The organism is Promicromonospora sp. CA-289599 (genome assembly GCF_050936155.1).
Taxonomy (GTDB): Bacteria; Actinomycetota; Actinomycetes; order Actinomycetales; family Cellulomonadaceae; genus Promicromonospora.
On record NZ_JBNJNI010000001.1, the window covers coordinates 3,697,118 to 3,722,795 of the forward strand.

Annotated in this window: 15 protein-coding genes; 5 read left to right on the forward strand and 10 right to left on the reverse strand. The window is 71.4% G+C overall.

Features of this window, described 5'->3' with window-relative positions:
* Nucleotides 1–4 precede the first annotated feature (4 nt).
* On the reverse strand, nt 5–1,951 hold the full coding sequence (locus tag ACQEVI_RS16395) for a glycosyl hydrolase 53 family protein (RefSeq protein WP_432900676.1): 1,947 nt from the start codon (nt 1,949–1,951) through the stop codon (nt 5–7).
* A gap of 599 nt (nt 1,952–2,550) precedes the next feature.
* Between ACQEVI_RS16395 and ACQEVI_RS16400 the strand changes: the two genes are divergently transcribed.
* The 3 genes from ACQEVI_RS16400 (at nt 2,551) to ACQEVI_RS16410 (ending at nt 6,439) form a co-directional block, all read left to right on the forward strand.
* Nucleotides 2,551–3,540: an NAD-dependent epimerase/dehydratase family protein gene (locus tag ACQEVI_RS16400; protein WP_432900678.1), complete on the forward strand. Its 990-nt coding sequence runs from the start codon at nt 2,551–2,553 to the stop codon at nt 3,538–3,540.
* Nucleotides 3,541–3,594: 54 nt separating this feature from the next.
* Entirely contained in the window at nt 3,595–4,731 is a 1,137-nt protein-coding gene (locus ACQEVI_RS16405; RefSeq protein ID WP_432900679.1) for a Fic family protein, read from the forward strand.
* Nucleotides 4,732–4,843: 112 nt separating this feature from the next.
* The gene (locus ACQEVI_RS16410; RefSeq protein WP_432900680.1) at nt 4,844–6,439 is read left to right on the forward strand and encodes a TROVE domain-containing protein; all 1,596 of its coding nucleotides are present in this window, start codon (nt 4,844–4,846) and stop codon (nt 6,437–6,439) included.
* A gap of 58 nt (nt 6,440–6,497) precedes the next feature.
* Here ACQEVI_RS16410 and ACQEVI_RS16415 read toward each other — a convergent pair whose 3' ends face one another.
* From ACQEVI_RS16415 to ACQEVI_RS16430, 4 genes are all read right to left on the reverse strand, one after another.
* A complete protein-coding gene (locus ACQEVI_RS16415; protein ID WP_432900681.1) occupies nt 6,498–8,051 on the reverse strand; it encodes a GMC family oxidoreductase in 1,554 nt (517 codons plus the stop codon).
* Nucleotides 8,044–9,528 carry an aldehyde dehydrogenase family protein gene (locus ACQEVI_RS16420; protein WP_432900682.1) on the reverse strand — a complete coding sequence of 495 codons (1,485 nt, stop codon included), beginning with the start codon at nt 9,526–9,528 and terminating at the stop codon, nt 8,044–8,046. Before ACQEVI_RS16420 ends, ACQEVI_RS16415 begins: the two co-directional genes overlap by 8 nt.
* Before the next feature lie 47 nt (nt 9,529–9,575).
* A complete protein-coding gene (gene betT / locus ACQEVI_RS16425) occupies nt 9,576–11,669 on the reverse strand; it encodes a choline BCCT transporter BetT (protein ID WP_432900683.1) in 2,094 nt (697 codons plus the stop codon).
* 70 nt (nt 11,670–11,739) lie between these two features.
* Complete coding sequence (locus tag ACQEVI_RS16430) at nt 11,740–12,897, reverse strand: Mrp/NBP35 family ATP-binding protein (RefSeq protein WP_432900684.1); 1,158 nt, start codon at nt 12,895–12,897, stop codon at nt 11,740–11,742.
* Nucleotides 12,898–13,015: 118 nt separating this feature from the next.
* Between ACQEVI_RS16430 and ACQEVI_RS16435 the strand changes: the two genes are divergently transcribed.
* A complete protein-coding gene (locus ACQEVI_RS16435; protein WP_432900685.1) occupies nt 13,016–15,019 on the forward strand; it encodes a hypothetical protein in 2,004 nt (667 codons plus the stop codon).
* A 48-nt stretch (nt 15,020–15,067) separates the two neighbouring features.
* On the opposite strand, the gene ACQEVI_RS16440 is transcribed toward ACQEVI_RS16435, so the two are convergent.
* Genes ACQEVI_RS16440 through ACQEVI_RS16450 form a run of 3 tightly spaced genes read right to left on the reverse strand, consistent with a single transcriptional unit; the run spans nt 15,068 to nt 18,374 of the window.
* Complete coding sequence (locus ACQEVI_RS16440; protein WP_432900686.1) at nt 15,068–16,273, reverse strand: Dyp-type peroxidase; 1,206 nt, start codon at nt 16,271–16,273, stop codon at nt 15,068–15,070.
* Nucleotides 16,270–17,034 (reverse strand): hypothetical protein, encoded by a 765-nt coding sequence (locus ACQEVI_RS16445; RefSeq protein WP_432900688.1) that lies wholly within the window; start codon nt 17,032–17,034, stop codon nt 16,270–16,272. Before ACQEVI_RS16445 ends, ACQEVI_RS16440 begins: the two co-directional genes overlap by 4 nt.
* Complete coding sequence (locus ACQEVI_RS16450) at nt 17,031–18,374, reverse strand: right-handed parallel beta-helix repeat-containing protein (RefSeq protein WP_432900689.1); 1,344 nt, start codon at nt 18,372–18,374, stop codon at nt 17,031–17,033. Before ACQEVI_RS16450 ends, ACQEVI_RS16445 begins: the two co-directional genes overlap by 4 nt.
* A 272-nt stretch (nt 18,375–18,646) precedes the next feature.
* Here ACQEVI_RS16450 and ACQEVI_RS16455 point away from each other — a divergent pair, with 272 nt between their 5' ends.
* Nucleotides 18,647–23,752 carry an SdrD B-like domain-containing protein gene (locus ACQEVI_RS16455; protein WP_432900690.1) on the forward strand — a complete coding sequence of 1,702 codons (5,106 nt, stop codon included), beginning with the start codon at nt 18,647–18,649 and terminating at the stop codon, nt 23,750–23,752.
* A 73-nt stretch (nt 23,753–23,825) separates the two neighbouring features.
* Here the strand turns inward: ACQEVI_RS16455 and ACQEVI_RS16460 are convergent, their stop codons facing one another.
* Nucleotides 23,826–24,302, reverse strand: a complete 477-nt coding sequence (locus tag ACQEVI_RS16460) for a DUF1003 domain-containing protein (RefSeq protein WP_432900692.1) — start codon at nt 24,300–24,302, stop codon at nt 23,826–23,828.
* The gene (locus tag ACQEVI_RS16465; RefSeq protein WP_432900694.1) at nt 24,295–25,644 is read right to left on the reverse strand and encodes a magnesium transporter MgtE N-terminal domain-containing protein; all 1,350 of its coding nucleotides are present in this window, start codon (nt 25,642–25,644) and stop codon (nt 24,295–24,297) included. The genes ACQEVI_RS16460 and ACQEVI_RS16465 overlap by 8 nt, the downstream gene beginning before the upstream one ends.
* Between the last annotated feature and the right edge of the window lie 34 nt (nt 25,645–25,678).

Below are 25,678 nucleotides of genomic sequence, written 5' to 3' on the forward strand. Positions count from 1 at the left end.
GGGGTCAGGGGTGGTGGGGGCGGACGTGGATGGTCGCCTCGACCGGGCCGTGGGGGGTGGTGCCGGTGACGGTGAGCGTGCCCGGCTGGGCGGTCGCGTCGTCGGGCACGTCCTGCCACGTGACGCGGACGCCGTCGACGTCCCCGTCGGCGGGAGTCAGGACGTCGACCCGGCGGGGGAGCCGGACGTCGTCGCCCACCGCGGCCACGACGTGCACGGTGTCCTCCAGGACGTGCGTGACGTCGCTGTCGTGGAAGACGTCGAGCGACGCGTTGGCCTCGGGGAACCAGCCCTGGCCGGTCTCGACCCACGTGAACATGGGCTGCCAGTTCGCGGGCTCCCAGACGAGCACGCCCTGCACGCGGTTGCCGGGCACGTCGTTGGCGACCTGGAAGACGCGCTGGATCGCGTCCGCCTGACCCTGGACGGTCACGGGGAACGGGGAGTTCGGCAGGGGCGTCGGGTCGCCGGGCGGCCAGCTCTCGGCCGGGTAGGCGGTCTCGGCGACGTCGAGCGCGTACTGCGGGAAGGTGTCGGCGATGGTGTGCAGGTTGTGCTCCAGCGCCTCGGGGCTGCCGTGCCACTCGGGGTAGTAGGACAGCGCGAGCACGTCGGGGGCGGCGTCCGCGGCCTCCAGGCGGGTGAGCAGCTGCGTCCAGAACTCCATGGTCTTGGGGAGGCGATCCTTGTCGACGATCGCGTGGATCTCGACCTCCGACTCCGGGGACGCCTCGCGCACCGCGCGGATGCCCGACGCCATGAGCGTCCCGAACCGGTCCCACTGCTCGACGTAGGCCTGCTGCTCGGCGGGGTCCTCGCTGCGCCAGTAGTCCCAGAGCAGGCCGCCGCCCGGCTGCGACTGGTAGACGTCCGCCTCCTCGACGAAGTAGGCGGGCGCGGTGGTCCCGATGACCTCGGCCTCGCTGCCGTACATGAAGCCGTTGATCACCTCGTTGCCCACCGCGACCTTGGCGGGCGTGGTGCCCTGCTCCACGAGCTGGGTCAGGTAGTCCGCGGTGAAGTCGTGGACCTCCTGGGTCAGCTCGTCGAAGGGCAGCTCGGCCCAGGCGCGCGGCTTGGGCTGCTTGCTCGGGTCGGCCCAGCTGTCCGCGTAGTGGAAGTCGATGCCGAGGCTCATGTCGTGGTCGGTGATCTCCTCGGCCACCGTGAGCGAGCGTTCCGGGCCCTGGTACGCCGGGTCGGTCTCGACGCCGGTGGTCTCGTCACGGGGGTCGTTCCAGATGCGCAGGCGCAGGTGCTCCATCCCGCGGTCCTTGACGACGTCGAGCAGGTGCGGGCCGGGGTCGCTCTCGTCGGCGAGGGCGGCCTCGGCGTCGAGGTAGTACGGCTGGTCGCGTTCCTGGTCGGCATAGGAGAGGTCGGCGCCGAGCCTCAGGTCGTCGCGCAGATAGTTGTAGGCACGCAGCTCGGCGACGCCGTTCGTGCCCGGCCGCGCGCTGGTGAACCGGACGCGCAGGTACCGGGTGCCGTCCCTGTCGACCAGTGCGGTGGTGCCGGCGGCGCCGCTGCGGCCGTCCCGGTGGTCGGCGAGGGTCGTCCAGCGCTTGCCGTCGGCCGAGGCCTCGACGACGTAGCGCGCCGGTGTCGCGTCCGCGAGCACCACCTCCACCTTGTGCAGCCCGTCGTACGCGCCGCCGAGATCGACCGTGAGGGCCTGGTCCCGCTTGCCGTGGCGGCTGCCCGACGCCGACACGGCCGGGCGCCAGGCGGTGCCGTCGTCGCCGTCGAGCGCGCTGGCGGCATCGAAATCGTTGCTGGTGGCGCGGGCCGTGACCCAGTCCTTGCCGGCGAGGTCGGTCTCGACGGGCTCGATCACCGCCTCGCCGTAGCCGGCCGCCGACGGTCCGATCGCGAGGCCCGCGGTCGTCAGCGCGACGGCGATCGCGGCGCCGCCCGCGAGGGCGCGCCTGCGGTGTGTGCTGTGCGTCATGAGGACTTCCTTGTCCTTGTCGGGGGCGTTCGTCCGGGGTGCCTTGGCGTACGGATTGTATCGATTTACCACCAGGCTTGGACAGATGGAGATTTGCCGCCAGTAGATTCGCGTCTCCGTCGTCGCGTGGACGGCAGAACGTGCGAGCGGTGACAGGCATCAGCCCGCCACCGCTCGCTCACGTGGACGAGCAGGCGTGTGAATGCCCTCCGGAACGGCGGCTCGCACCGCCGAGCAGTACCCGTTACCGGGCCGGGGCTCGAACCCGTACTGCCATCACCAGGTAACCGAAGAGACTCCGGCCCGCTCTACGAGGCACGGGTAGGCGTGTTGACGATCGCCGACGTTGACGCTCTACCTCTTGAGCTACGCCGTCCTGACGGACGACCGCGGGACTCGAACCCGCAACCTCCCCATTGGAAGTGGTAACCGACGGTCTCCGGCCCACCCGCGCTCGTGCCATGTTCTGTTCTCGAGTCAGGACCCTATTTGCCCGAGGGCTGCGCTGGCCAGGAATTATTTCCGACCTACGCCCGCCGGAGATTCGCCACCAGCAGATTTGCGTGGTCCTCGTCGCCGCTATGCGGTTCGGTGGGCACATGCGAATCCTGGTTCTCGGTGGAACAGCCTTCCTCTCCCGCGCGGTCGCGGAAGCGGCGGTGGCCCGCGGGCACGACGTCACGTGCGCGGCGCGCGGCGTGAGCGGCGCGGTGCCCGACGGCGCCACCCTCGTCCCCTGGGACCGCGCCGACACGGTGCCCGCCGACCTCACGGCCACGCCGTTCGACGCCGTCGTCGACGTCTCGCGCATCCCGTCGCACGTCCGCCGCGCGGTCGCGGCTTTCCCGGACGCCCACTGGACGTTCGTCTCGACCATCAACGTCTACGCGGACACCGCGACGCCGGGCGGCACGCCGGCGAGTCTGCCCCTGCTCGACCCGATAGAGACCGACGAGGACCCGGCTTCCGGCCCGGAGACGTACGGCGCCATGAAGGTGGCGTGCGAGAACACGGTCCGCACCGGTGCCGTGGCCGCGCTCGTGATCCGGCCCGGCCTGATCGTGGGCCCGGGCGACCCGAGCGGCCGGTTCACCTACTGGCCCGCCCGGTTCGCCGAGGCGGCTCGGGACGGCCTGCCGGTGCTGGTCCCCGAGCCGGTGGACGCCCCGGTCCAGCTCGTCGACGTCCGTGACCTCGCGGAGTGGATGGTGACGGCGGCGGAGGCGGGCACCACCGGAGACTTCGACGCCGTCTGCCCGCCGGTGCCCCGGTCGGAGCTCCTTGCCCAGGTGGCGGACGGCGCCGGGGCGGACCCGGAACTTGTCCCCGTGACCCCCGAGGTGCTCGCCGAGCACGAGGTCGTCCCGTGGTCCGGCCCCCGCTCGATCCCGTTCTGGTCCGCCGACCTGGCCGACTCCGGCTTCATGGCGCACGACGTCACGTCGTCGCTGGAGGCAGGCCTGACGATCCGGCCGTTCGCGGAGACCACGCGCGACACGCTCGCCTGGCTCAGCGCCACGCCGGACGCCAAGGTCACGGGCCTGACTCGCGAGGAGGAACAGGAGGTGCTGGCGGCCGTCCGTGGCTGAGCACCCAGAGGTGACGCATTGACGCAATGATTGCGTCATTACTATGATGGCGTCATGCTCTTCCCGACCCCAGACCTCTCGCCGGGCGACGCGCGCGTGCTCGATGACATCGATCACGCGCGCGACGACCTGCGCCTGCAGGTCCGGTCGACACCCACGAAGTGGACCGACGATCTCCGCCGTTTCCTGACCGCCGACGCGGTCGCCGCCTCGAACTCGATCGAGGGGTTTCGGGTCTCGACCGTCGATGCCGAGGACCTCATGGACGGTGAGCGCGACGTCGATGTCTCGGAGGTGAACCGCGAGGAGACCCTCGCGTACCAGCGGATGATGACCTACATCCAGTCGCTGCACGACGCTCCGGACTTCGATTACAGCAAGGGACTTCTCAACGGGCTCCACTGGATGCTCCAGGGGCATCACCACACACCGCTGCGTCCTGCGGGGCAGTGGCGCAAGGGCTCGGTGTACGTCACTGACACCCGGGACCCGAGCATCGCCGTCTACACGGCGCCCTCGGTCGACGAGGTGCCCGGACTCATGGCCGAGCTGGTGGACTGGCTCAACGCCGATGACGGCACCCACCCCGTCGTCCGGGCAGCGATGGCGCACCTGCACCTGGTCTCCATCCACCCGTGGTCGGACGGGAACGGTCGCATGTCGCGCTCGCTGCAGACGCTCGTCACGGCGCGGTCGGGTGTCCTTGCCCCCGAGTTCTCGTCGATCGAGGCGTGGCTCGGCAGACCGGGCAACACGTGGGAGTACTACCGGCAGCTCGGTGCCCGGGGCGCCACCTATCTGCCCGATCAGGACGTCTCCGAATGGGTCAGGTTCAATCTCGTGGCGTCCCACCAACAGACCCAGTCCGTCCGGCTGCGGCTCGAACGATCGACCCGTGTGCTCCAGGAGCTGGACACGTTCGTGGATTCCATGGGACTCAGCAGCCGGGTCGTCAGCGCGCTGCACGATGTCGCGCTCTCGGGCCGGGTGCGCCGCAGCCGGTACGAACGCTCGGAGAACCTGCGCCTTCAGCAGGCGCAGCGCGATCTCCGCGACCTCGTCGCGGCACGGGTGCTCGAGCCGGTCGGCCGGACCCGCGCCCGCTACTACGTTGCCGGCGAGCAGTTTCCGCAGGCTGCGCTGGAGGAAGCCCGTACACCGTTCACGCTCACGGACCCGTACGCGCAGTAGGGGTCTGCCTCTGGATATTGCCTGGTCAGAGCGCAACCAGCTCTCTAGGGTCCTGGTTCGGCGCTCTCTTCTGCCCGTCGCCAGAACTATCCATCCCGAGAGGAGCTTCGCCATGGACATCCTGCGCGCCGTCAACCGCCGTCGGACTCCCCAGAACCAGCCCGCCGACCTGCGCCAGGAGGCGAACTCCGCCGGCGGCTACACCTTCGTGCTCGACGACGCCGCTCGCCTGCGCCGTTTCCTCACGCTCGGCGTCGACGGCGGCACGTACTACGCCTCCGCCGGCCCGCTGGCGCGCGAGAGCGCCGAGGTCGTGGGCCGGATGGCGGCCGCCGACCCGGTGACGCTGGTCGACACGATCGTCGAGGTGTCGACGAGCGGTGCCGCGCCCAAGCAGAACCCCGCCCTGTTCGCGCTCGCGTACGCGGCGTCGGTCCCCGAGTCGGCGGCGCTCGCGCTCGCCGCGCTGCCGCAGGTCGCGCGCACGGGTACGCACCTGCTCCTGTTCGCCGGCTACGTCGAGCAGTTCCGCGGCTGGGGCCGGGGGCTGCGCCGCGCCGTCGGCGGCTGGTACACGGCGAAGGACGCCGACGCCGTCGCCTACCAGGCGGTCAAGTACCGGCAGCGCGAGGGCTGGTCGCACCGCGACCTGCTGCGCCTGGCGCACCCCGTCACGGCCGACCCCGCACTCCGGGCGACGTTCGACTGGGTGGTCCGCGGTGCGACGGGCGAGGAGACTCCCGCGCTGATCGAGACGTTCCTCAAGGCTCAGGAGGCCACGGACTCCTCGACCTGGTCGGCGCTCGTCCGCGAGGGCGGCCTGACCTGGGAGATGTTCCCTGACGCGGCGCTCGCGGAGCCTGCGGTGTGGGACGCGCTGCTCGACGTCGGCATGCCCGCGACGGCGCTGCTGCGTCAGCTCCCGCGGCTCACGCGGCTGGGGCTGCTGCCCGACGTCGGCGGGCGCACCGACGAGGTCGCGAGCCTGCTCGCGGACCCCGAGCGGCTGCGCCGTGCCCGCGTGCACCCGGTGAGCGTGCTGGTGGCGCAGCGGACCTACGCGTCGGGCATGTCGGCCCGGGGCACGGGTACGTGGGAACCCACGCAGCGCATCGTCGATGCTCTCGATGCCGCGTTCTACGCGGCGTTCGGGGCCGTCGAGCCGGCCGGCAAGCGGATGCTGCTCGCCGTGGACGTATCGGGTTCGATGGGTGCTTCGATCGCCGGTATGCCGCTCACGGCGCGCGAGGCCTCGGCGGCGCTGGCGCTCGTCCAGCTCGCGACCGAGCCGGGCTCGTCGGCGATCGGCTTCGCTGCCGGAACGGACGGCTCGTGGGATCCGCCGGCGATCAAGCCGCTGCGCATCTCGCCGCGCCGTCGGCTCGACGACGCCCTGCGCGTGGTCGACGAGATGCCGATGGGCGGCACGGACTGCGCCCAGCCGATGCTGTACGCGCTGGCCGAGGGGCTGGAGGTCGACACGTTCGTGGTCTACACCGACAACGAGACCTGGCACGGGGACATCCACCCGCACCAGGCGCTGCGGCAGTACCGGGAGCGCACGGGTATCCCGGCGCGGCTCGTGGTGGTGGGCATGACCGCCACCGAGTTCTCGATCGCGGACCCGTCCGACCCGGGGATGCTCGACGTCGCGGGCTTCGACGCGGCGGTGCCGTCCCTGATCTCGCAGTTCGCGCACGGGCTCTGACAAGCGGAGGTGTCAGACGTACAGGTCACCCGGGTGACCTGTACGTCTGACACGAACGTCAGGCTGTCGCCTCCTCCTTCAGGAAGTCCGCGCAGCGTTCGCCGATCATCATCACCGTGATGTTCGGGTTGACCGTGGTGATCTCCGGCATGACCGACGCGTCCGCGACCCGCAGCCCCGTGACCCCCTTGACCCGCAGCCGCGGGTCGAGGGGCGAGCTGTCGTCGTCGACCGCGCCCATCCGCACCGACCCGGTCGGGTGGTAGACGGTGTTGTGCGTACGAGAGATGTAGTCCGCGATCTCCTCGTCGGTCCGCACGTCCGGCCCCGGGTACAGCTCCGCGCCCGCCCACTGCGCCATCGCGGGCTGGGCGACGATCTTCCGCGCGAGCTTGATGCCCTCGACCATGACCTTCATGTCGTACGGGTCGGTGAAGTACCGGGGGTCCACCATCGGCTTGTCCCGGAAGTCGCGCGACCGCAGCCGGACCGTGCCGCGCGAGCGCGCGTGCGTCACGTTCGGGGTCAGGCAGAACCCGTTCTCCGTGGTCGGGTAGCCCTGCCGCGCCGTGTGCATGTCGAACGGCACGGAGCCGTAGTGCATCATCAGGTCCGGCCGGTCCAGGTCCGGCTCGGTGGCCGCGAAGATGCCGATCTCCCACCACTGTGTGGAGGACGTCGTCATCGGCTGCTTCGCCTCCCACTGGATCACCCCTTCGGGATGGTCCTGCATGTGCGAGCCGACGCCGGGGGCGTCCACCAGCACGTCGATCCCCACCTCCGCGAGGTGCTCCGCCGGGCCGATCCCCGACAGCATGAGCAGCTTGGGCGAATCGATGGCGCCCGCCGAGAGGACGACCTCGTGCCGCGCGGTGAACGTCCGGTGGTGGATCAGGTCCGGGTCGAGCACCTCGACGCCCGTGCACCGGGTGCCGTCGAAGAGCAGCCGCCTGGCGCGGTGCTCGGTGAGGATCGTCAGGTTGGGCCGGTCGAGGATCGGGTGCAGGTAGCTCACGGACGACGACGAGCGGACGCCGTCCTCCCGGGCGTTGATCTGGAAGAAGCTCGCGCCGGTGACGACCGTCGTGCCGTCGTTGAACTGCACGCGGGGGATGCCCGCCTGCTCGCACGCGTCCAGGACCGCCACGCCGCACGGGTCCGCCTGTGGGACCTGGCGGATCCGCACCGGGCCGTCGTGGCCGTGGTGGTCGCCGGGCTGGTCGTTGTTCTCGAGCTTCGTGTAGTACGGGCGGGACTCCTGCGCCCGCCAGCCGGTCGCGCCCATCGCCTCCCACTGGTCCAGGTCCTCGGCCGGCGCCCAGAACGCGATGCACGAGTTGTGCGAGGAGCAGCCGCCGAGCACCTTGGCACGCGCCTGGCGCATGAACGAGTTGCCGTTCGTCTGCGGCTCGATCGGGTAGTCCCAGTCGTAGCCGGACTCCAGCAGCCCCATCCAGCGGTCGAGCCGCAGGATCGCGTCGTCGCCGACGTCGGACGGCCCCGCCTCCAGCAGCGCGACCGTGACCGTCGGATCCTCGCTGAGCCGGGCGGCGACCGCGGCGCCGGCGGAACCGCCGCCGATCACCACGTAGTCGAAGGTCTGGTCAGTCATCGGTGCCTCCGAACCAACCGGTCACCGCCGGGCGCAGGTTCTGGTAGATGTGCTTGGACTCCTGGTACTCGCCCAGACCGGCCAGGCCGAGCTCTCGCCCGAACCCGGACTGCCCGTAGCCGCCCCACTCCGCCTGCGGCAGGTAGGGGTGGTAGTCGTTGATCCAGATCGTGCCGTGCCGCAGCCGGTTCGCGACCCGCTGGGCCTTGCCCGCGTCCTGCGACCAGACGGCGCCGGCCAGGCCGTAGATCGTGTCGTTGGCGATCTCGACGGCCTCGTCCTCGGTGCTGAACGTCTCGACGGTCACCACTGGACCGAACGCCTCGTCGACGACGGCGGAGCTGCCGCGCCGGACGCCGTCGAGCACCGTGGGCAGGTAGTAGAACCCCGCCTCCAGCTCACCCGTGCCCCACTCGCCGCCGCAGCGGACGACCGCGCCCTCCTCGACCGCCTTCGCCACGTACGCCGTGACCTTGTCCCGGTGGGCGGCGGAGATCAGCGGACCGGTCTCCGCGGCGTCGTCGAACGGGCCGCCCAGCCGGATCTGCCGGGCCCGGCGCACCAGCTCGTCGACGAAGCGGTCGTGGATCGACTCCTCGACCACCAGCCGTGCCCCGGCCGAGCACACCTGCCCCGAGTGCACGAACGCTCCGTTGAGCGCGTTGTCCACCGCGGCGTCGAAGTCGGCGTCCGCGAAGATCACGTTCGGGTTCTTTCCGCCCAGCTCCAGGGCCACCTTCTTGACGGTGGCCGCGGCGCTCGCGGCGATGACCCGGCCGGTGAGGAGGCCACCGGTGAACGACACCAGGTCGACATCCGGGTGGCTCGACAGCGGCGCGCCCGCCTCGGGCCCGGCGCCGAGCACGAGGTTGGCGACGCCGGCCGGGACGCCGGCGTCGGTCAGCACCTTCATGAGCAGGACCGCGGTGTGCGGGGTGAGCTCGCTCGGCTTGAGCACGAACGTGTTGCCCGCCGCGAGGCAGGGCGCCACCTTCCACACGGCCTGCAGCAGCGGGTAGTTCCACGGCGAGATGAGGCCGCACACCCCGACCGGCTCGTGCACCACGCGGCTGAGCACGTCGGCGCTGCCCGCGTCGACGACCCGTCCGGCGTCGGCGCCCGCCAGCTTGGCGTACCAGCGGAAGCAGGCGATGCAGTCGTCCATGTCGATGCGGCTCTCGACCAGGCGCTTGCCCGTGTCGTGGGACTCGGCGAGGGCGAAGTCCTCGGCGCGTTCGCTCAGCAGGTCGGCCACGCGGTGCAGCAGCTCGCCGCGCTCGGGCGCGGTCGTGGACCGCCACGGGCCGGCGTCGAACGCCCGGCGGGCCGCGGCGATCGCGCGCTCGGTGTCGGCGGCGGCCGCCTCCGAGACCTCCGCGACGAGCGAGCCGTCCGCCGGACAGCGGATCTCGCGGGTACCGCCCGCGGCCGCGGCCTCCCAGGTGCCGTCGATGTACAGGGTGGTCGGTGTGCTCATGGTGGTGCTCCCGGTCGGGACGTACGGGACGTGCGGGTGTGCGGTGGTCAGCTTTCGATCGGTTCCGTGTCGTGCGTCGGCGAGCTGCTCGCGTGCAGGAACAGCAGGTGCCGCTCGTACTGGTCGAGCACGTCGGCGATGAGCTGTTCCTTCGCGTAGTCGGTCACGTCGTAGCCCTGCGTGCCCTCCGCGAGCAGCACCTCGACGCGGAAGTACGTCTCGTCCTGGTCGGACGTGTTCATACGGAACGTCGGCGTGGGGTGCGCCTGCGGCCACAGCGTGTAGGTGAACGGGGCCTCCTCACCGTGCTCGACGGTCAGGGTGATGGCCGGCAGCCCGGTCTCGCCCACCGTCGCCTCCGTGCAGGACGTCGTGATGCCCTGCTCCTCGAGCGCGGCGGACACCTCGGTGAGGGCCGGGCGCACCGTCTTGTCGATGAACCGCAGCACGTGGCGCCGATCAGGGAAGCTGACCAGCCGCTTGAGCCGCTGCCGCCAGCCCGGCGCACCGGCCGCGCCCGGTTGCCCGATGCGGCCCGACAGGCTGGCCGGCAACGCGGTACGCAGGGTGTCGAACTTCTGGCCCTCGGTACGCAGCACCTTGTAGAGCGCGAACATCACACCGAACATCACGAGCGAGAACGGCAGGCCCATGATGATCGTGCCGGACTGCAGCGTCGAGATACCGCCGGCGAGCAGCATGCCCATCGTGAGGAGACCCGTGGCCGCCGCCCAGAAGACGCGCAGCCAGACCGGCCCGTCGTCGCCCGCCTGGTGCAGCTTGGAGGTCAGGTTGGACAGGACGAGCGCGCCGGAGTCGGCCGACGTCACGTAGAAGAGCAGACCGATGAAGATCGCCAGGCCGATGGTCGCCGGCGCGGCGGGGAACTGCTCGAGCAGGGCGTAGATGCCCGACGCCGGGTCGTTCATCGCCGCGTCACCGAACGCGGCACCCTCCGCGCCGCCGTTGCGCATGTGGTCGAGCGCGCTGTTGCCGAAGATCGACACCCACAGGAGCACGAAGACGAACGGGATGGTGAGTGTGCCGACCACGAACTGGCGGATCGTCCGGCCGCGGGAGATCCGGGCCAGGAACAGGCCGACGAACGGTGCCCAGGCCACCCACCAGGCCCAGAAGAACAGCGTCCACGCGTTCATCCAGTCGGTGGGAGCGACGTACGCATAGGTGTTCAGCGTCATTCCCGGCAGCTGGGAGATGTAGTCGCCGATGTTCATCACGAGTCCGTTGAGCAAGAACGTCGTCTTGCCGGTGACGAGCAGGAACAGGATCAGTGCGAGCGCGAGCACGACGTTGAGCTCGGACAGGCGCCGCACGCCGCGCTGCACGCCGGAGACCACGGACAGCGTGGCCATCACGACGGCGAGCGCGAGCAGCGCCACCTGAGCGCCGACGCCGATCGGAATCCCGATCAGGTCGGACAGCCCACGGTTGAGCATCTCCACGCCGATCCCGAGGGTGGTGGCCAGGCCGAAGATGGTGCCGAGGACGGCGGCGACGTCGACGGCGTCGCCGAGCTTGCCCCAGACCCGGTCACCGAACAGCGGGTGCAGCACGGAGCGGATGCTCAACGGCATGTTGCGCCGGTAGGCGAAGTAGGCGATGGCCATGCCCATGAGGGCGTACATGCCCCAGCCGATGATGCCGTAGTGGAAGAGCGTCCAGACGATCGCCATCCGGGCAGCCTCGACGGTGCCGCCCTCTCCGACGGGCGGGGCCAGATACTGGCTGGCGGGCTCGGCCACCGAGAAGAACATCAGGTCGGTGCCGATGCCCGCGGCGAACAGCATCGCGGACCATGTGAACAGGCCGAACTGCGGCTTGGACTGCTCCGGTCCCAGCTTGATGCGGCCGGCTCGGGAGAGGGCGACGCCGATGACGAAGACCAGGAACGCCGCGGCGGCGATGAAGTAGTAGGCGCCGAACCAGTCGGAGATCCAGGTGACGACGACACCGATGTACTGCTCGGTCCGTGCCGGCCAGATGATCGCGGCCAGGCCGACCACGAGGATCAGGGTCGCCGATCCGAAGAACACCGGTGGGTTGATGCTGCTGTGTCGGCGCCTCTCGGGCGGGCTGTCGGCTGCTGCGGTCGGACTCTCGGTCTTCGCCGGGCTGCTCATGTTTTCCTTCGTCGGGGGCTTCGGGCGATGACCACCGTACAACTACTGAAAGTTCACCCCCCGGTCGAAGTCACACCGGCGCGAGCCCCAGGTTGCGGCCCGCGAGGCCGCGGCGGCGCTTCGCGAGCCCGCGGGCGACGTCGGCCAGCACCCGGGCGCCCGGTGAGTCCGGCGCGGTCAGGACCACCGGCGTGCCGTCGTCCCCGCCCTCGCGGACGGCGACGTCGAGCGGGATCTGGCCCAGCAGCGGCACGTCCTTGCCCACGAGCTCGGTGAGCCGGGCCGACACCTTGGCGCCGCCGCCGGCGCCGAAGATCTCCAGGCGGGTGCCGTCGGGCTGCTCCAGCCACGACATGTTCTCGACCACGCCGACCACACCCTGCTGCGTCTGCGTCGCCACCGACCCCGCGCGCTCCGCGACCTCGGCGGCCGCCGTCTGCGGCGTCGTGACCACGAGGATCTCGGACGACGGCAGCAGCTGCGCCACCGAGATGGCGATGTCGCCGGTACCCGGCGGCAGGTCGAGGAGCAGCACGTCCAGATCGCCCCAGAACACGTCGGCCAGGAACTGCTCCAGCGCGCGGTGCAGCATCGGCCCACGCCAGACGACCGGCTGTCCCGGTGGCACGAACATGCCTATCGAGACCACCTTGACGCCGTGCGCGATGGGCGGCAGCAGCATGTTGTCGACCCGGGTCGGCTGCCGGTCGACGCCCAGCATGCGGGGGATCGAGAAGCCGTAGATGTCGGCGTCGATCACGCCCACCGAGAGGCCGTCCGCCGCCATGGCCACCGCTAGGTTCGCCGTGACCGACGACTTGCCCACGCCGCCCTTGCCCGACGCCACTGCGAACACCTTGGTCATCGAGCCCGGCTGCGAGAACGGGATGACGGGGTCGCCCGCGCCGCCGCGCAGCATCGAGCGCAGCGAGGAGCGCTGCTCCGGCGTCATCACGCCCAGCTCGACGTCGACACCGGCCACGCCGTCGACGGCTTCCGCTGCGGCCGTCACGTCCTTGATCAGCGTCGACTTCATGGGACAGCCGGCAACCGTCAGGTCGACGCCGACGGTCACGTGGGCGCCTGGTTCGGCGGTCGAGCTGGTCGCGACCACTACCGACCGGACCATGCCCAGATCGGTGATGGGACGCCGGATCTCGGGGTCGAGCACACTGGTCAGCGCGTCGCGGACGCGCGCCTCGAGTGCGGGGGAGTCGACTGGGGTCATGAATCGATCCTATGGGCCGGGTCCAGGGGGCCCGGAATCAGCGGGCTCTTTCATGCCTTTGCAATGAATGACACTAGAAAACGGTACGCTGCGTCACCACCAAGGGTGAGGAGGCCCCATGACCGAGTCACGCGTCCCCGCGCGGGTCCGGCGTGTCGCCTCCGAGGACCAGGCCCGCGAGCTCGCCGCCGCGCTGCAGCGGCCTGGCCGCGACCAGCCCGTGGTGGTGATCTCGACGCCCGCCGGGCGCGACGTCCCGTACGTGGACCCGAAGCGGGTGCTCGACGACGTCGCCGGGCTCGCCGAGGTGGTGGTGATCCCCACGGGCGACGTGTCGTGGGCGTTCTCGTCCGGCATGCCGCCGGACACCCAGGTCTACGGCGGTGCGTCCCGTGTCTACGGCACGGACCTGGAGTGGGTGCACCATCCGCGGCGCTCGCCCCTGCACTTCGCCTACTCCGCGGACGAGGACGAGCGGGTGCGGGACCGCCTGGTCAGCGACGTCATGCGGTTCGCGGTACGCGAGGGGATCGTCGGCGCTCCCCGGTCCGCCCCGGACACGGCGACCACCGAGGGCAAGGTGCTGGGCGTGCTCGGCACGCGCGCCCTGATCAGCACCGAGGACGGCGGCCAGGCCACCGTCGCGGAGGAGCTCGTCTTCGCCGACGTCGCGCTGGCGCGGGTGCTCGCGCCGGGCATGCGGGTCACCGGAGTGCTGGACCCGGCGCGCCGCCTCCTCGACATCCGCGGCATGCTGCCCGACGGCGACGCGCTGCGCCGGGTGGTCAACGCCACCTACCGCGTGGGTCACGTGGTGCTCTGCCGGGTCGAGGTGGTCGAGCAGGACGCGGTACGGATCGCGCTGGCGCCCGGTGTCGTCGTGCGCGTGCGCCGCGCGGAGATCACCGGCAACGACCTGGACCTGCTGAGCGACCTCTTCACGCCGGGCGAGGTCGTGGCGGCCCGCCGGGTGCCCGCGCCGCTCGACGGCCTGGCGCTACGGCTGGACGACGTCGACGAGACCGAGGACGAACCGGTCCCCGCGATCGCGCTCCTGGACGACGGGCCACCCTGGCTGGAGCTGCCGCCCCCGCTGCCGATCGAGCCCGCCGACACCTCGCGCCCCTCGCTGGCCGAGCCTCGCCGGCTCCCGTTGGTCGAGCTCGTCGAGACCGTCCGCCCCTCGCTGGTCGAGCCTGTCGAGACCTCTGATCCCTCGTTGGTCGAGCTTGTCGAGACTCCGCCCACGCCCGCCGACCTGTTCGGTCCGCGCCAGACGGAGCCGGTCCTCGAACGCCGGAGCTCCGATGCCGGCCCGGTGCCCACACCCCCGGGTGTCCAGCGGGCACCGACCCCCGGCGACGTGGCCGCACGGCACGCCGGCGGGCACGACGCGCTGCCGTCGCCCGCGTCGGCCGAGACACCCGCGGAACCGCCGGGCAAGGCGGCGCGCGACCTCAGCCTCTCCCTCGACGCGGCGCGGGCCCAGGTCTCCGCGCTCGGGAAGGAGCTGCTGGACGACAAGGTCAAGCGGCGCCAGGTTGAGCTGGAGGTGGACCGCCTGCTCGGCCGGGTCGGCGAGCTCACCGAACGGCTCGAACGCAGCGAGCGCCGCGCCGAGCAGCAGGCGACAGCCCTCCGCAAGGCGCGGCAGGAAGCGGCGCGGCTCCGCCGTCGGCTGGGGGATACCGGGGTCGAGGTGCCCGAGGACCGGCACTTCGTCGATGACGAGGAACAGCTCCGGTTCGAGGTGCTGAGCGAGTGGGCCCGGGCGATCCCGGCCGCCGACAAGGCCGGGCGCCCCCTCGCGGAGTACACGCTCGGCTCGCGGTTCCTCGCCTCCGTGACCGACGTCGAGGGGGTGAGCCGCGACCGGGTGGTCTGGACGCTCGTCATGGTGCTCACCGGGCTGGCGCCCGGGATGAACGGTCTGCAGGTCCACCGCCTGCGGACGGGCGCCGGCGGCGACGACCCCGCCAGGCACCGCGACGACGGAGCCGTGTGCTGGCGGGTGTCGTTGCAGGTCAACACCCCGTCTGCCCGGAGGCTGCACTACTGGAAGCTGCCGGGCGGGTCCTACGAGCTGTCGCGCGTCGTGCTCCACGACGACGTCGAGCCTTAGTTCCCGGTCCACGTCGCCGCCGGACCGGCCTGCCGGGCCGGCGGTTGCTCAGGCGGACAGGGTCGAACCGAGCGCCCGGGTCTCGTCGAACCCCGGGAGCACGAGGAACGTGGCGCTCGCCGTCGGGGTGACGAACTCCGTGAGCGCGTCGGCCTCGTCGAGCCGGTGCTGCGTGCGGACGAACGTGTCGAGCTCGCGCTGGAAGCAGACGAAGAGCAGCCCGGTCTCGCCGGGGTCGTCGCCGACGGCGGGCGTGGCGAACGTGTAGCCGCGCCGGAGCATGAGGCCGCTGCCCGTGAAGGAGGGGTGCGCCGCACGGGCGTGGGACCGCGCGGGCACGAGGTACTCGCCCGCGGGGGTCTTGGCGTGCAGGTCGACGTCGTCGGACAGGGTGCCGCCGGACAGCGGGGCGCCGTCGGAGCGGCGTCGTCCCATGACGGCGTCCTGGCCCTCGGGCGGCAGTCCGGCGAACCGTTCGGTGTCCAGGACGAGCCGCCGCACCACGCAGACGGTGCCGCCGGCCACGCGGGGGTCGCCGCCGTCGTCCGCCGTGGGCAGCCAGACCTCGCGAGCCAGCTCGTCGTCGCCGTGCGGGACGACTATGCCGTCGTGGAAGCCGAGCGGGTTCCGCACGACGGTGCCCTCGCCAGGTCCGCGAAAGCAGGGCTCGGACCAGCGGAGAACGGTGTCACCGAGCGCGGTGCGGAGCTCGCGGAGCGCGGTGGGCAGGGCCAGCGGGTCGGAGCCGTGCAGGGCGAGCAGGAGGTCGCCACCCTGGCGGCGCGGGTCCGTCGATCCGTCACCCGCGAACGCGGGCAGCTCCGTCGCGCCGGGGAGGCCGGGGTCGATCCCGGCGACGAGCCGGGGCCCGAGGCCGACCGTGACCGTGAGGTCACCGGGGCCGTCGGGGAGCGGCCCTGCGCTGTTCGTGACGGTGAGGATCGCCGCACCCAGGGCGGCGAGCCGTGGGCCGAGCGCCCCGGGGCCGTCCGGCAGGTCGAGTACCGCGAGCAGCCCGAACCGTTGCGGTGTGGCAGGCCGGGCGATCCCGGCCTGCGTGGCCCCGGTGGCCTCCACTCGGTCGGACGGCGGTTCCGGCGTGTCCGTGTCGGCCCGGGCGGACGTCAGCGTCCGGCCGTAGGCGTCCGGGCCGCCGAGCGCCCCGGCGGCGGCTATCCCGCCGGCCGTCGCCGCCAGGCCCGCGATCGCACCACCGGTGCCGAACAGGAGCTCTCGCCGGCTGACGCCGCTCATCCGTCATTCCTCGGGGTAGCAGGGAACGCACTCGGGTCGACGTCCTTGAGGACCGCCGGGACGGTCTGCGTGGCGTCCTCGAGGGTGACCTCGGCCCACTGCTCGCCGAGACGTACGTCCACCCGGTGCGCGACGCCGCTCTGGTCCACCCAGTAGTGGATGCCCGCGGTGTCCGGGTCGGCCCTGTCCGTCTGTCGGTCGGTCGGTCCTGCGAACACCGTGACCTCCTGCTCACCCGCGGTGTCCTCGCGCAGCCAGAGCGCGCCCCCCTGCCGGATGAGCAACGGGTTCTCGGGGCGGTCCGCGCCCAGGCCCGCGAGCACCGTCAGCACGACGGCGAGCGGCGAGGTGCGTGCGTCCAGCTTCCCGGCCTGCCAGCCGTCCAGCGACGTCACGGGTTCGCCGAGGTGGTCGCCGGCCCTCGTCGCGAGGACGCGGCCGTCCCAGACGACCTGGTCGGACGGTACGCCGTCGGCCGAGACGAGCCCGTAACCGGTGTGCGTCGTGTAGTCGTACCAGCCCTCGAGGGCCACCGCGTGGCCCTGGTCGGTGTACGTCGCCGTGACCTTGCGGCTGCCCGCGTCGAAGTTCCGGAACCGGACGCTCGCGAGCCGCTCGGACTCGGCCACCGTGACCGGGCGTACGGCGCTCTCCGGCGCTGCCGGTCCGGCGGCGCCCGCGGCGTCTCCACCGCCGGAACAGGCAGCGGTGAGCAGCAGCGTCACCGCGACGAGAGCACCGGCGACCTGTCGCCGCGTCACGCCACACCACTTCGTTCGGCGAGCAGGTCGGCGGCGGGAACGCCGTCGGGCAGCACTGCGTCGTCGGTCACGGCGGCGGGCAGCGGGCCGGGCACCGTCTCGACGTCGCTCATCCCGGGCTGGGGCGGTGGTGCGGGCACCTTCAGGAAGCTCACCCCGGGCGGAACGTCCACCCCGGGCAGCGCGTCGGGCGAAACCGTGGCGAGCGGCGACGTCGTCCCGCAGCGCGTACGGAGGTTCTCCGGCAGCGTGGACGGTCGCCCGCCCGCGCAGTTGTCCCGGGCCGGCGCCCGCTCCGCCGAGATGTTGGCGATGTCGACGCCGTTGGCGTCCAGGCCGGCGGCCGTCCAGGCGCCGTCCATCCGGTTCCCGACGGCCGCCAGGTCCTCCGTGTTGGCGAGCAGGACCCCCGCGCGCGGGTTCCCCGCCACGAGGTTGTCCCGCAGCACGTTGTCGCGGCCGCCGCTGATGCCCACGCCGATGCCGAAACCGCCCTCGGCATGTGCGGGAGAGTCGGCAGCGTCGTTCGAGCTGATGACATTGCCCACAATGGTATTGCCGTGCTGGGGCGTAAATGCCTCCAGATAGTTCGACAGCAGCGTCATCCCGATCCGGTTGTGCGAGAACCTGTTCCCGGTCACGACGACCGAGTCGGAGGCGTTGGCATTCTCGAAACCAACGGCATTGCGCTCGGTCACGTTATTGGTCACGAGAATGTCACAGTCCCTGCATTGCCCCACGTAGATGCCGGAGTCGGCGGAACCGGAGGCGTAGGAGTCCGCGATGACGCCGTGGCGGGCGTCGAACGCGTAGATGCCGTACAGCCCGTTGTTCGACGCCGTGACGTTCCGGATCGCGAACCGCTCGACGGGCGGGAACCGCGCGGGGTCGAGTCGTTCGTAGCCGTCCAGGCCGTGCGCGGTGGGGCCCGCCTCGTCGTGCATACCCGTGACGAGCACGCCGTAGTACATCGTGCGGCGCACGGTGAGGTTCTCGATGCGCACCCCGTCGGCGGTGGCTATGACGCCGGAGCTGCGCATGCCCCCGCCGTCGATGACCACCTCGTTGCGATCGGTCCCGCGGAGCGTGACGTCGTCCGTGCCGATGAGGACCTCCTCGGCGTACGTCCCCGGTGCGACGAGCACGAGGTCCCCCGGGGCCGCGGCGTCGATGGCCGCCTGGATCGTCTCGAACGCCTCGGGTACGTGCAGGACGCCAGGTGTCCCGTCGGCGGAGGACGTCGGCCCGGCCGCGCAGGCCACGACGGTAAGGACGGACGCAATTGCGGCGGTTCGGGGGATATATCCGAACAATGATTTTAAGTGCCTCTTCGGTGGCATGCGCGGAGTGTAGGCAGGCGCGCCTGCCGCGCACCTGTTGAACCGCAATGTGCCTGCTCCGAGACTTGTGTGCTCTGGGCACCCATTTTTTGGAGTTCCGATTCGTTCGGGAATGCACTCGGTTGCATTCCGGTGCGTCGCGGCAGAGTTTTCGGACAATACGCGAGCGGTAGCGCTCTCGACTTGCACTGCCTACTCGCGTGACATCTCATGACGTCGGATTGACGAGATGCGTAAAAGGCATTGTCCGTTTTATGACAGGAGAAAAAGACATGGGAATTCGCCAGCGCTCTGAGCGCGGTGCGCATGGGTGGTGGGCCTCCTGGGCCGGAGCTCATGAACTCACCCCGCGGCTCGACGTCCGACGAATCGGTGTCTCGTCACCGCGCAGCCTCGTTGCCGGCGGCGGAGCGCTCGCGCTCGCCGCAGTGCTGCTGGTCCCGGGAACGGTCCCGTCGGCCTCGGCGGCACCGGACGACGTGATCGCCGCGGGCCAGGTCTGGGAGGACAACGACGGCGACGGCGCGTACGACGACGACGGCTCCGACGGGTTCCTCGAGCAGGGCGTCGGCAACGTCACGGTCACCGTGACCGACGCACTCGGAAACTCCGCGACCACCCGCACCAACCGCATCGACGCGGCCGGCGGCTGGTCGATGACCGAGGGCGAGTTCACCGACCAGACCGGTGAGGTGCCCCACGTCGCGGACGGCGCGGACACCGCCGAGCTGCGCGTCACCTTCTCCGACATCCCCGAGGGCTATGCGTCGTGGCTGGCCGGGGACCTCGCGGACAACGGCACGTCCGTGCAGTTCGTCGCCGCGGGCGACCAGTCCGTGGACTACGCGGTGCTGCCGCCGGAGGACCACCGCCCCCAGTCGCCGGACGTCGTCACGGCGATCCACTCGGCGGGCGACCCGCTGGCCGAGGGGACGACGGGGCAGCCCGCGCTCGTCGTCACCGACTGGGCGACCGCCCAGGACACGGGCAAGCGCGACATCGCCACCGTCGGCGACGTCGGCACCGTGTGGGGCACCGCCTACGAGCAGGCCGGCAACGCTTTCCTGGCCTCGGCCGTGTACCGCAGGAACGCCGGCCTCGCCGAGCACCGGTGGGACGGTTCGACGGACCGGGCCCTCGGCGCCATCTACCGGATCCCGGACGCCGTCGACCCCGCGACGGGTGACGTCGCGGCAGGCATCGGGCCCGTGGGCGGCGTGGAGGCCTGGTTCTCCCTGACCGACCTCGGGATCGACGTCGGCACGGTCGCCTCGAACGCGGACCGCGCGCTGGCGGCCGGCGTCGACCCGACCGCCGACCTCGACGGGTTCACGAACGCCGCGAAGGTCGGCCTCGGCGGCATCGACACGTGGACCGACGGCGTCACGACGTACCTGTACGTGATGAACCTCGCCGACAGCAACCTGTACCGGATCGACATCTCGCCGACGAACCCCGTCAGCCCGGACTTCGACCCGGCCTTCGTGCCGGCCGCGGGCGACGTCGAGCAGATCGCGCTCGGCCTCGGTGCCGGCCAGCGTGCCTGGGCCGTCGAGGTGCAGGGTGACGAGGTGTTCGTGGGCTGGGCCGACACCGGCTCCGCACCCGGCAGCTGCGCCACCACCGCACCCGGCGAGTCGACCGACAACTGGCCGCAGTGCGGCTCCACGGAGCCGCTGCGCGGCTACGTGGGCAAGGTCCCGGTCGACGGCGGCGCCGTCGCGCAGGTGATGGACGTGGACCTGGGCTACCCGCGCGGCAACCCGATGTCCTACTGGGACGGGACGCAGCAGGGGAACGCCGAGCGGCACCCGCAGATCCGGCACTGGAACTCCTGGACCGACGTCTGGACGTGGGACAGCGCGGACGCGAACGGTGACGGCTGGCCCGACGGATCGGTCGGCTTCAGCAAGACCGCTGCCGGCGACCCGGACGGGGCCCAGGCCTATCCGCAGGCGATCATGTCCTCGATCACGTTCAACACCGCCGGATACATGACGGTCGGCATGACGGACCGCACCGAGCTGCAGGGCGGCAACCGGCAGTGGGCGGCCGACACCGGCCAGGACGGCGGAACGCCGCCGGAGATCGTCTTCGAGACGATCGCCCAGGGCGATGTGCTGCTGGCCGGTCGGAACGCGGACGGGACGTACACGCCCGAGACCGGTGCCGCGGCGGAGGGGACCGGCCTGGACGGCGAGACCACCCAGTGGGCGAACGGCACCGCGCCTATCCTCGCGTCCGGTCCGGGCGGCAACGAGTTCCACGGCGACGACCAGGGCCTTGACGGAACCGTCTCGGGCGTCACCCACGAGGAGATCGCGCTGGGCGCCGTGCTCGACGTGGCCGGTGCGACGGACGTGGCCTCCACGTCGTTCGACCCGCTCGCGACGCTGCGTGTGCAGGGCCTCATCTGGTTCGCCGACGGTGACGGCGCGGCGACGCGCGGAGTCGAGTTCACCGAGGACGACGGGAACACCGGACGGCCGACCGTCAGCTTCCAGAAGGGCGGTGGCCTCGGCGACCTCGACGCACTGATCCCGCCGGCTCCGGTCGAGATCGGCAACCGCGTGTGGTTCGACGGCAACGGCGACGGCCTCCAGGACGCGGGCGAGCCCGGCATCCCCGGTGTCACCGTCGAGCTGGTCGACGCCGCTGGCGCCGTCGTCGGCACGCAGGTCACCGCTGCCGACGGGACCTACTACTTCTCGTCCGACGCCACCGACACCGCGCACTTCACCGAGCTGGTGCACGGCGCGGAGTACACGGCGCGGTTCGTCACGCCGACCGACGGCGACCTCGCCGTCGACTACCAGGGTGCGGCGGTCACGGTCCCGTGGTCCGACGTCCTGTTCACCACGATGCAGGCGACCTCCGGCGACAACCCGCACGCGGAGACGGACAACGCCGACGGCGTGAACCCGCGCCCGGAGCCCCTGCCCGACGCGCCGGAGGCAGCGGAGGACGCGGACCGGACCGACTCGAACCCGGACCCGGCGACCGGCGAGTACACGTTCACCCTGGGCGGCTACGGCCAGAACGATCACTCGATCGACGCCGGTGTCGTGATCCTCGGCTCGATCGGTGACTGCGTCTGGTCCGACCTGAACGGCGACGGCATCCAGGACGAGGGCGAGCCCGGTGTCGAGGGCGTCGTGGTGAACCTGTACGACGTCGACGGCAACCTGGTCGACACGACCACCACGGACGCCGAGTGCGCGTACCTCTTCGAGGGCCTGCCGCTGGGCGACTACACGGTCGAGTTCATCGCACCGGACGGCTCCGTGCTCTCCCCGCAGGCCGCGGGCGATGACCCGGCGGTCGACTCGGACGCCGACCCGGCCACCGGGATGACGCCCGTCGTCTCCCTGACGCCCGGCAACCCGGTCGACCTCGATGTCGACGCGGGCATCGTCCCGACCGACGAGGTGCTGGGTTCGATCGGTGACTGCGTCTGGTTCGACGAGAACACCAACGGCCTTCAGGACGACGGCGAGCCCGGCGTCGAGGATGTGACGGTGATCCTGTTCGGGGCCGACGGCGACGAGGTGTCCCGGACCACCACGGACGCGGACTGCGCGTACCTGTTCACCGACCTGCCGCTGGGCGACTACGCGGTCGGGTTCACGGACCTGCCCGACGGGATGGCCTTCACCGAGATGGGTGCCGGGGACGACCCGGCGGTCGACTCGGACGCCGACCCGGTCACGGGACAGACGGGTTCGTACACGCTGACCGAGGAGGTCCCGGACCGCCTCGACGTGGATGCGGGCATCTACGAGCCGACGGAGCCGCTCGGTTCGATCGGTGACTGCGTCTGGTCCGACCTGAACGGTGACGGCATCCAGGACGACGGTGAGCCCGGAGTCGAGGGCGTGACCGTGACCCTGTACGACGCCGAGGGTGCCGAGGTGGCGACCACCACCACGGACGCCGACTGCGCGTACCTGTTCACCGGTCTGCCGCTGGGTGACTACGCGGTCGGGTTCACGGACCTGCCCGAGGGCTCGACCTTCACGACTCCTGGTGCCGGGGACGACCCGGCCCTGGACTCGGACGCGGACCCGGAGACCGGGACGACCGGCACGGTGTCGCTGACCGAGGAGGTCCCCGACCGCCTGGACGTCGACGCGGGTGTCGTCTCGCCCGATGCGGTGCTGGGCTCGATCGGTGACTGCGTCTGGTACGACGAGAACACCAACGGTCTGCAGGACGACGGTGAGCCCGGTGTCGAGGGTGTGACCGTGGTGCTGTACGACGCCGAGGGCATCGAGGTGGCGACCACCACCACGGATGCCGACTGCACGTACCTCTTCGAGGAGCTGGCGCTCGGCGACTACTCGGTCGGGTTCACGGACCTGCCTGAGGGCGCGACCTTCACCCTGCCGGGTGCCGGGGACGACCCCGCACTCGACTCGGACGCCGACATGGAGACCGGGGTCACCGGCACCGTGTCGCTGACCGAGGAGGTCCCCGACCGCCTGGACGTCGACGCGGGTGTCGTCTCGCCCGAGGCGGTGCTGGGCTCGATCGGTAACTGCGTCTGGTCCGACGACGACGCCGACGGCATCCAGGACGACGGCGAGGCCGGCGTCGAGGGTGTGACGGTGGTCCTGTTCGGGGCCGATGGCGACGAGGTGGCTCGTACCACCACGGACGCCGACTGCACGTACCTGTTCACCGACCTGCCGCTGGGTGACTACTCGGTCGGGTTCACCGACCTGCCCGAGGGCAAGACGTTCACCGTCCAGGGTGCCGGCGACGACCCGGCGCTGGACTCGGACGCGGACCAGCTCACGGGCCGGACGGGCACGTACTCGCTGACCGAGGAGACTCCGGACCGTCGGGACGTGGACGCGGGTGTCGTGTCGCCGGACGAGGTCCTTGGTTCGATCGGTGACTGCGTCTGGTTCGACGAGAACGAGGACGGTCTCCAGGACGACGGTGAGGCCGGAGTCGAGGGTGTGACCGTGACCCTGTACTCCGCCGACGGCAACGTGGTGGCGACCACCACCACGGACGCCGAGTGCGCGTACCTGTTCACGGGCCTGCCGCCGGGTGACTACACGGTCACCTTCGGGGGCGTTCCCGAGGGGATGTGCTTCGTGGCACCGGGGGCCGGCGACAAGCCGGCACTCGACTCCGACGCCGACCCGAAGACCGGTGAGACCGGACCGGTCGAGGTGACCGAGGGCAACCTCGACCGGTCGGACATCGACGCCGGCCTGCGTGACTGCGCCGAGGCTACGCCCGGGGAAGACCCGGGCGAGATGGCCAACACCGGCGCGAACGTGGCGCTGATCGCGCTGCTGAGCGTGCTGCTGGTCGCCGTCGGCACGATGCTCGTGGTGTGGCGTAACCGGCGTCGGAACGCCTGACGGTAGGTGAACCAGAGCGGACGGCCCTCGCACCCACCCAGGGTGCGAGGGCCGTCCGCTGTCCATGGAAGGCCTACGGCTTCTCCTCCAGCTCCTCCAGCAGGTTGCGGATCTCCGAGCGCACGAAGTCCCGGGTGGCGACCTCCGAGAGGGCTATCCGCAGCGCCGCCATCTCGCGCGCCAGGTACTCGGTGTCCGCGAGATTGCGTTCGCCGCGCTGCCGGTCCTGCTCGGCGGTGACCCGGTCGCGGTCGTCCTGCCGGTTCTGCGCCAGCAGGATCAGCGGTGCCGCGTAGCTGGCCTGCAGCGACAGCATGAGCGTGAGCGCGGTGAACCCGTTCGCGGCGCTGTCGAACCGCAGGTTCTCCGGGCCCCACGCGTTCCACACCAGCCACACGATGCAGAACACCGTGAGATAGATGAGGAACCGGGGCGTGCCGAGGAACCGGGCGATGCCCTCGGTGGCCTTCCCGACGGCGTCCTGGTCCATCCGGAACCGGGGGACCAGGCTGCGGCGCTGCGCGAGCGGGGTGTCCAGGCGGTCAGCCACGGTTCGCCTCCTGTCCTGTCGGCTCCTGTCGCAACGTCTCCCTGCGTGCGGACTCACGACGTGCCGAGGGCGCCGCCTGCGCGGCGATCGCCTCCAGCCGTTCGTCGTCGCTGCCGCGCCAGTCGTCCGGGAGGATGTGGTCCAGCACGTCGTCGACGGTGACCACGCCCAGCAGCCTGCGCTGGGCGTCGAGCACCGGGAGCGCGAGCAGGTCGTAGGCGGCGAGCAGGCGCGTCACCTGGCCCACCGAGGCGTCATGGGTGAGCCACTCGGTCTCGGCGTCCAGCACCGACGCGACGGCGGCGTGCGGCGGCTCGCGCAGCAGCCGCTGGAAGTGCGCGACGCCGAGGAACCGGCCCGTGGGCGTCTCGAGCGGCGGCCGCACCACGAACACCATGGAGGCCAGCGCCGGCGGCAGCTCGGCGCGCCTGATCTGGGCCAGCGCGGTGGCGATCGTGTCGTCAGCGCCCAGGATCACCGGCTCCGTGGTCATGAGACCACCCGCCGTGTCCTCCGCGTACTCCAGCAGACGCCGGACGTCTGCCGCCTCCTCCGGCTCCATGAGGTTCAGGAGCTGTGCCGCCTGCTCCTCGGGCAGCTCGTTGAGGAGGTCGGCGGCGTCGTCCGGCTCCATCGCCTCCAGCACGTCGGCCGCACGGTCTCGGTCCAGACCCGACAGGATCGACACCTGGGCGTCCTCCGGCAGCTCCTCCAGCACGTCGGCGAGGCGCTCGTCGTTCAGCGCGCTCGCGATCTCCAGCCGGCGTGCCGGCGCCAGCTCACGGATCACGTCCGCGAGGTCGGCGGCCCGCATGTTCTCGTACGCCTCCAGCAGACGAGCGGCGCCCTGCTCGACCGACCGGCTGGTGAGGTCCTGCACGGCGTCGACGGGAACCGTCAGGGTGGAGCCGCGACGGAACGGGGCAGACCCCCGCGCGGACCGGCGCCGCACGAACAGCTGGTCCACCAGCCAGTCGCCCGTGCGCTGCTGCGCGATCGAGACGTCCTCGATGGTCACCTCGCCCGAACCGTCGGTCAGCTGGACCCGGCGGTCCAGCAGCTCGCCCAGCACCATCGACTCCATGGCCCGCTGCTCGAACCGCCGCAGGTTCACCAGGCCGGTACTGATCACCTGGCCCGAGTCGATACTGGTCACGCGGGTCAGGGGGAGGAAGACGCGGCGTCGGCCCGGGACCTCGACCACGAGGCCCACCGCACGCGGCGCGCCCTTGGCCCGGACCAGCACGACGACGTCACGGACCCGGCCCACCTGGTCCCCGATCGGGTCGAAGACCACCGTCCCGGCCAGACGTGCGACAAAAACCCTGCTGCTGGCGCTCACGCTGGTCAGCCTACGACTCGCCCCTGGGCCACGC

Excerpts from the sequence above, each read along its gene's own strand:
- ACQEVI_RS16395 (WP_432900676.1), bottom strand. The coding sequence starts at position 1,951 with ATGACGCACAGCACACACCGCAGGCGCGCCCTCGCGGGCGGCGCCGCG.
- ACQEVI_RS16400 (WP_432900678.1), top strand. The coding sequence starts at position 2,551 with ATGCGAATCCTGGTTCTCGGTGGAACAGCCTTCCTCTCCCGCGCGGTC.
- ACQEVI_RS16405 (WP_432900679.1), top strand. The coding sequence starts at position 3,595 with ATGCTCTTCCCGACCCCAGACCTCTCGCCGGGCGACGCGCGCGTGCTC.
- ACQEVI_RS16410 (WP_432900680.1), top strand. The coding sequence starts at position 4,844 with ATGGACATCCTGCGCGCCGTCAACCGCCGTCGGACTCCCCAGAACCAG.
- ACQEVI_RS16415 (WP_432900681.1), bottom strand. The coding sequence starts at position 8,051 with ATGACTGACCAGACCTTCGACTACGTGGTGATCGGCGGCGGTTCCGCC.
- ACQEVI_RS16420 (WP_432900682.1), bottom strand. The coding sequence starts at position 9,528 with ATGAGCACACCGACCACCCTGTACATCGACGGCACCTGGGAGGCCGCG.
- betT (WP_432900683.1), bottom strand. The coding sequence starts at position 11,669 with ATGAGCAGCCCGGCGAAGACCGAGAGTCCGACCGCAGCAGCCGACAGC.
- ACQEVI_RS16430 (WP_432900684.1), bottom strand. The coding sequence starts at position 12,897 with ATGACCCCAGTCGACTCCCCCGCACTCGAGGCGCGCGTCCGCGACGCG.
- ACQEVI_RS16435 (WP_432900685.1), top strand. The coding sequence starts at position 13,016 with ATGACCGAGTCACGCGTCCCCGCGCGGGTCCGGCGTGTCGCCTCCGAG.
- ACQEVI_RS16440 (WP_432900686.1), bottom strand. The coding sequence starts at position 16,273 with ATGAGCGGCGTCAGCCGGCGAGAGCTCCTGTTCGGCACCGGTGGTGCG.
- ACQEVI_RS16450 (WP_432900689.1), bottom strand. The coding sequence starts at position 18,374 with ATGCCACCGAAGAGGCACTTAAAATCATTGTTCGGATATATCCCCCGA.
- ACQEVI_RS16455 (WP_432900690.1), top strand. The coding sequence starts at position 18,647 with ATGGGAATTCGCCAGCGCTCTGAGCGCGGTGCGCATGGGTGGTGGGCC.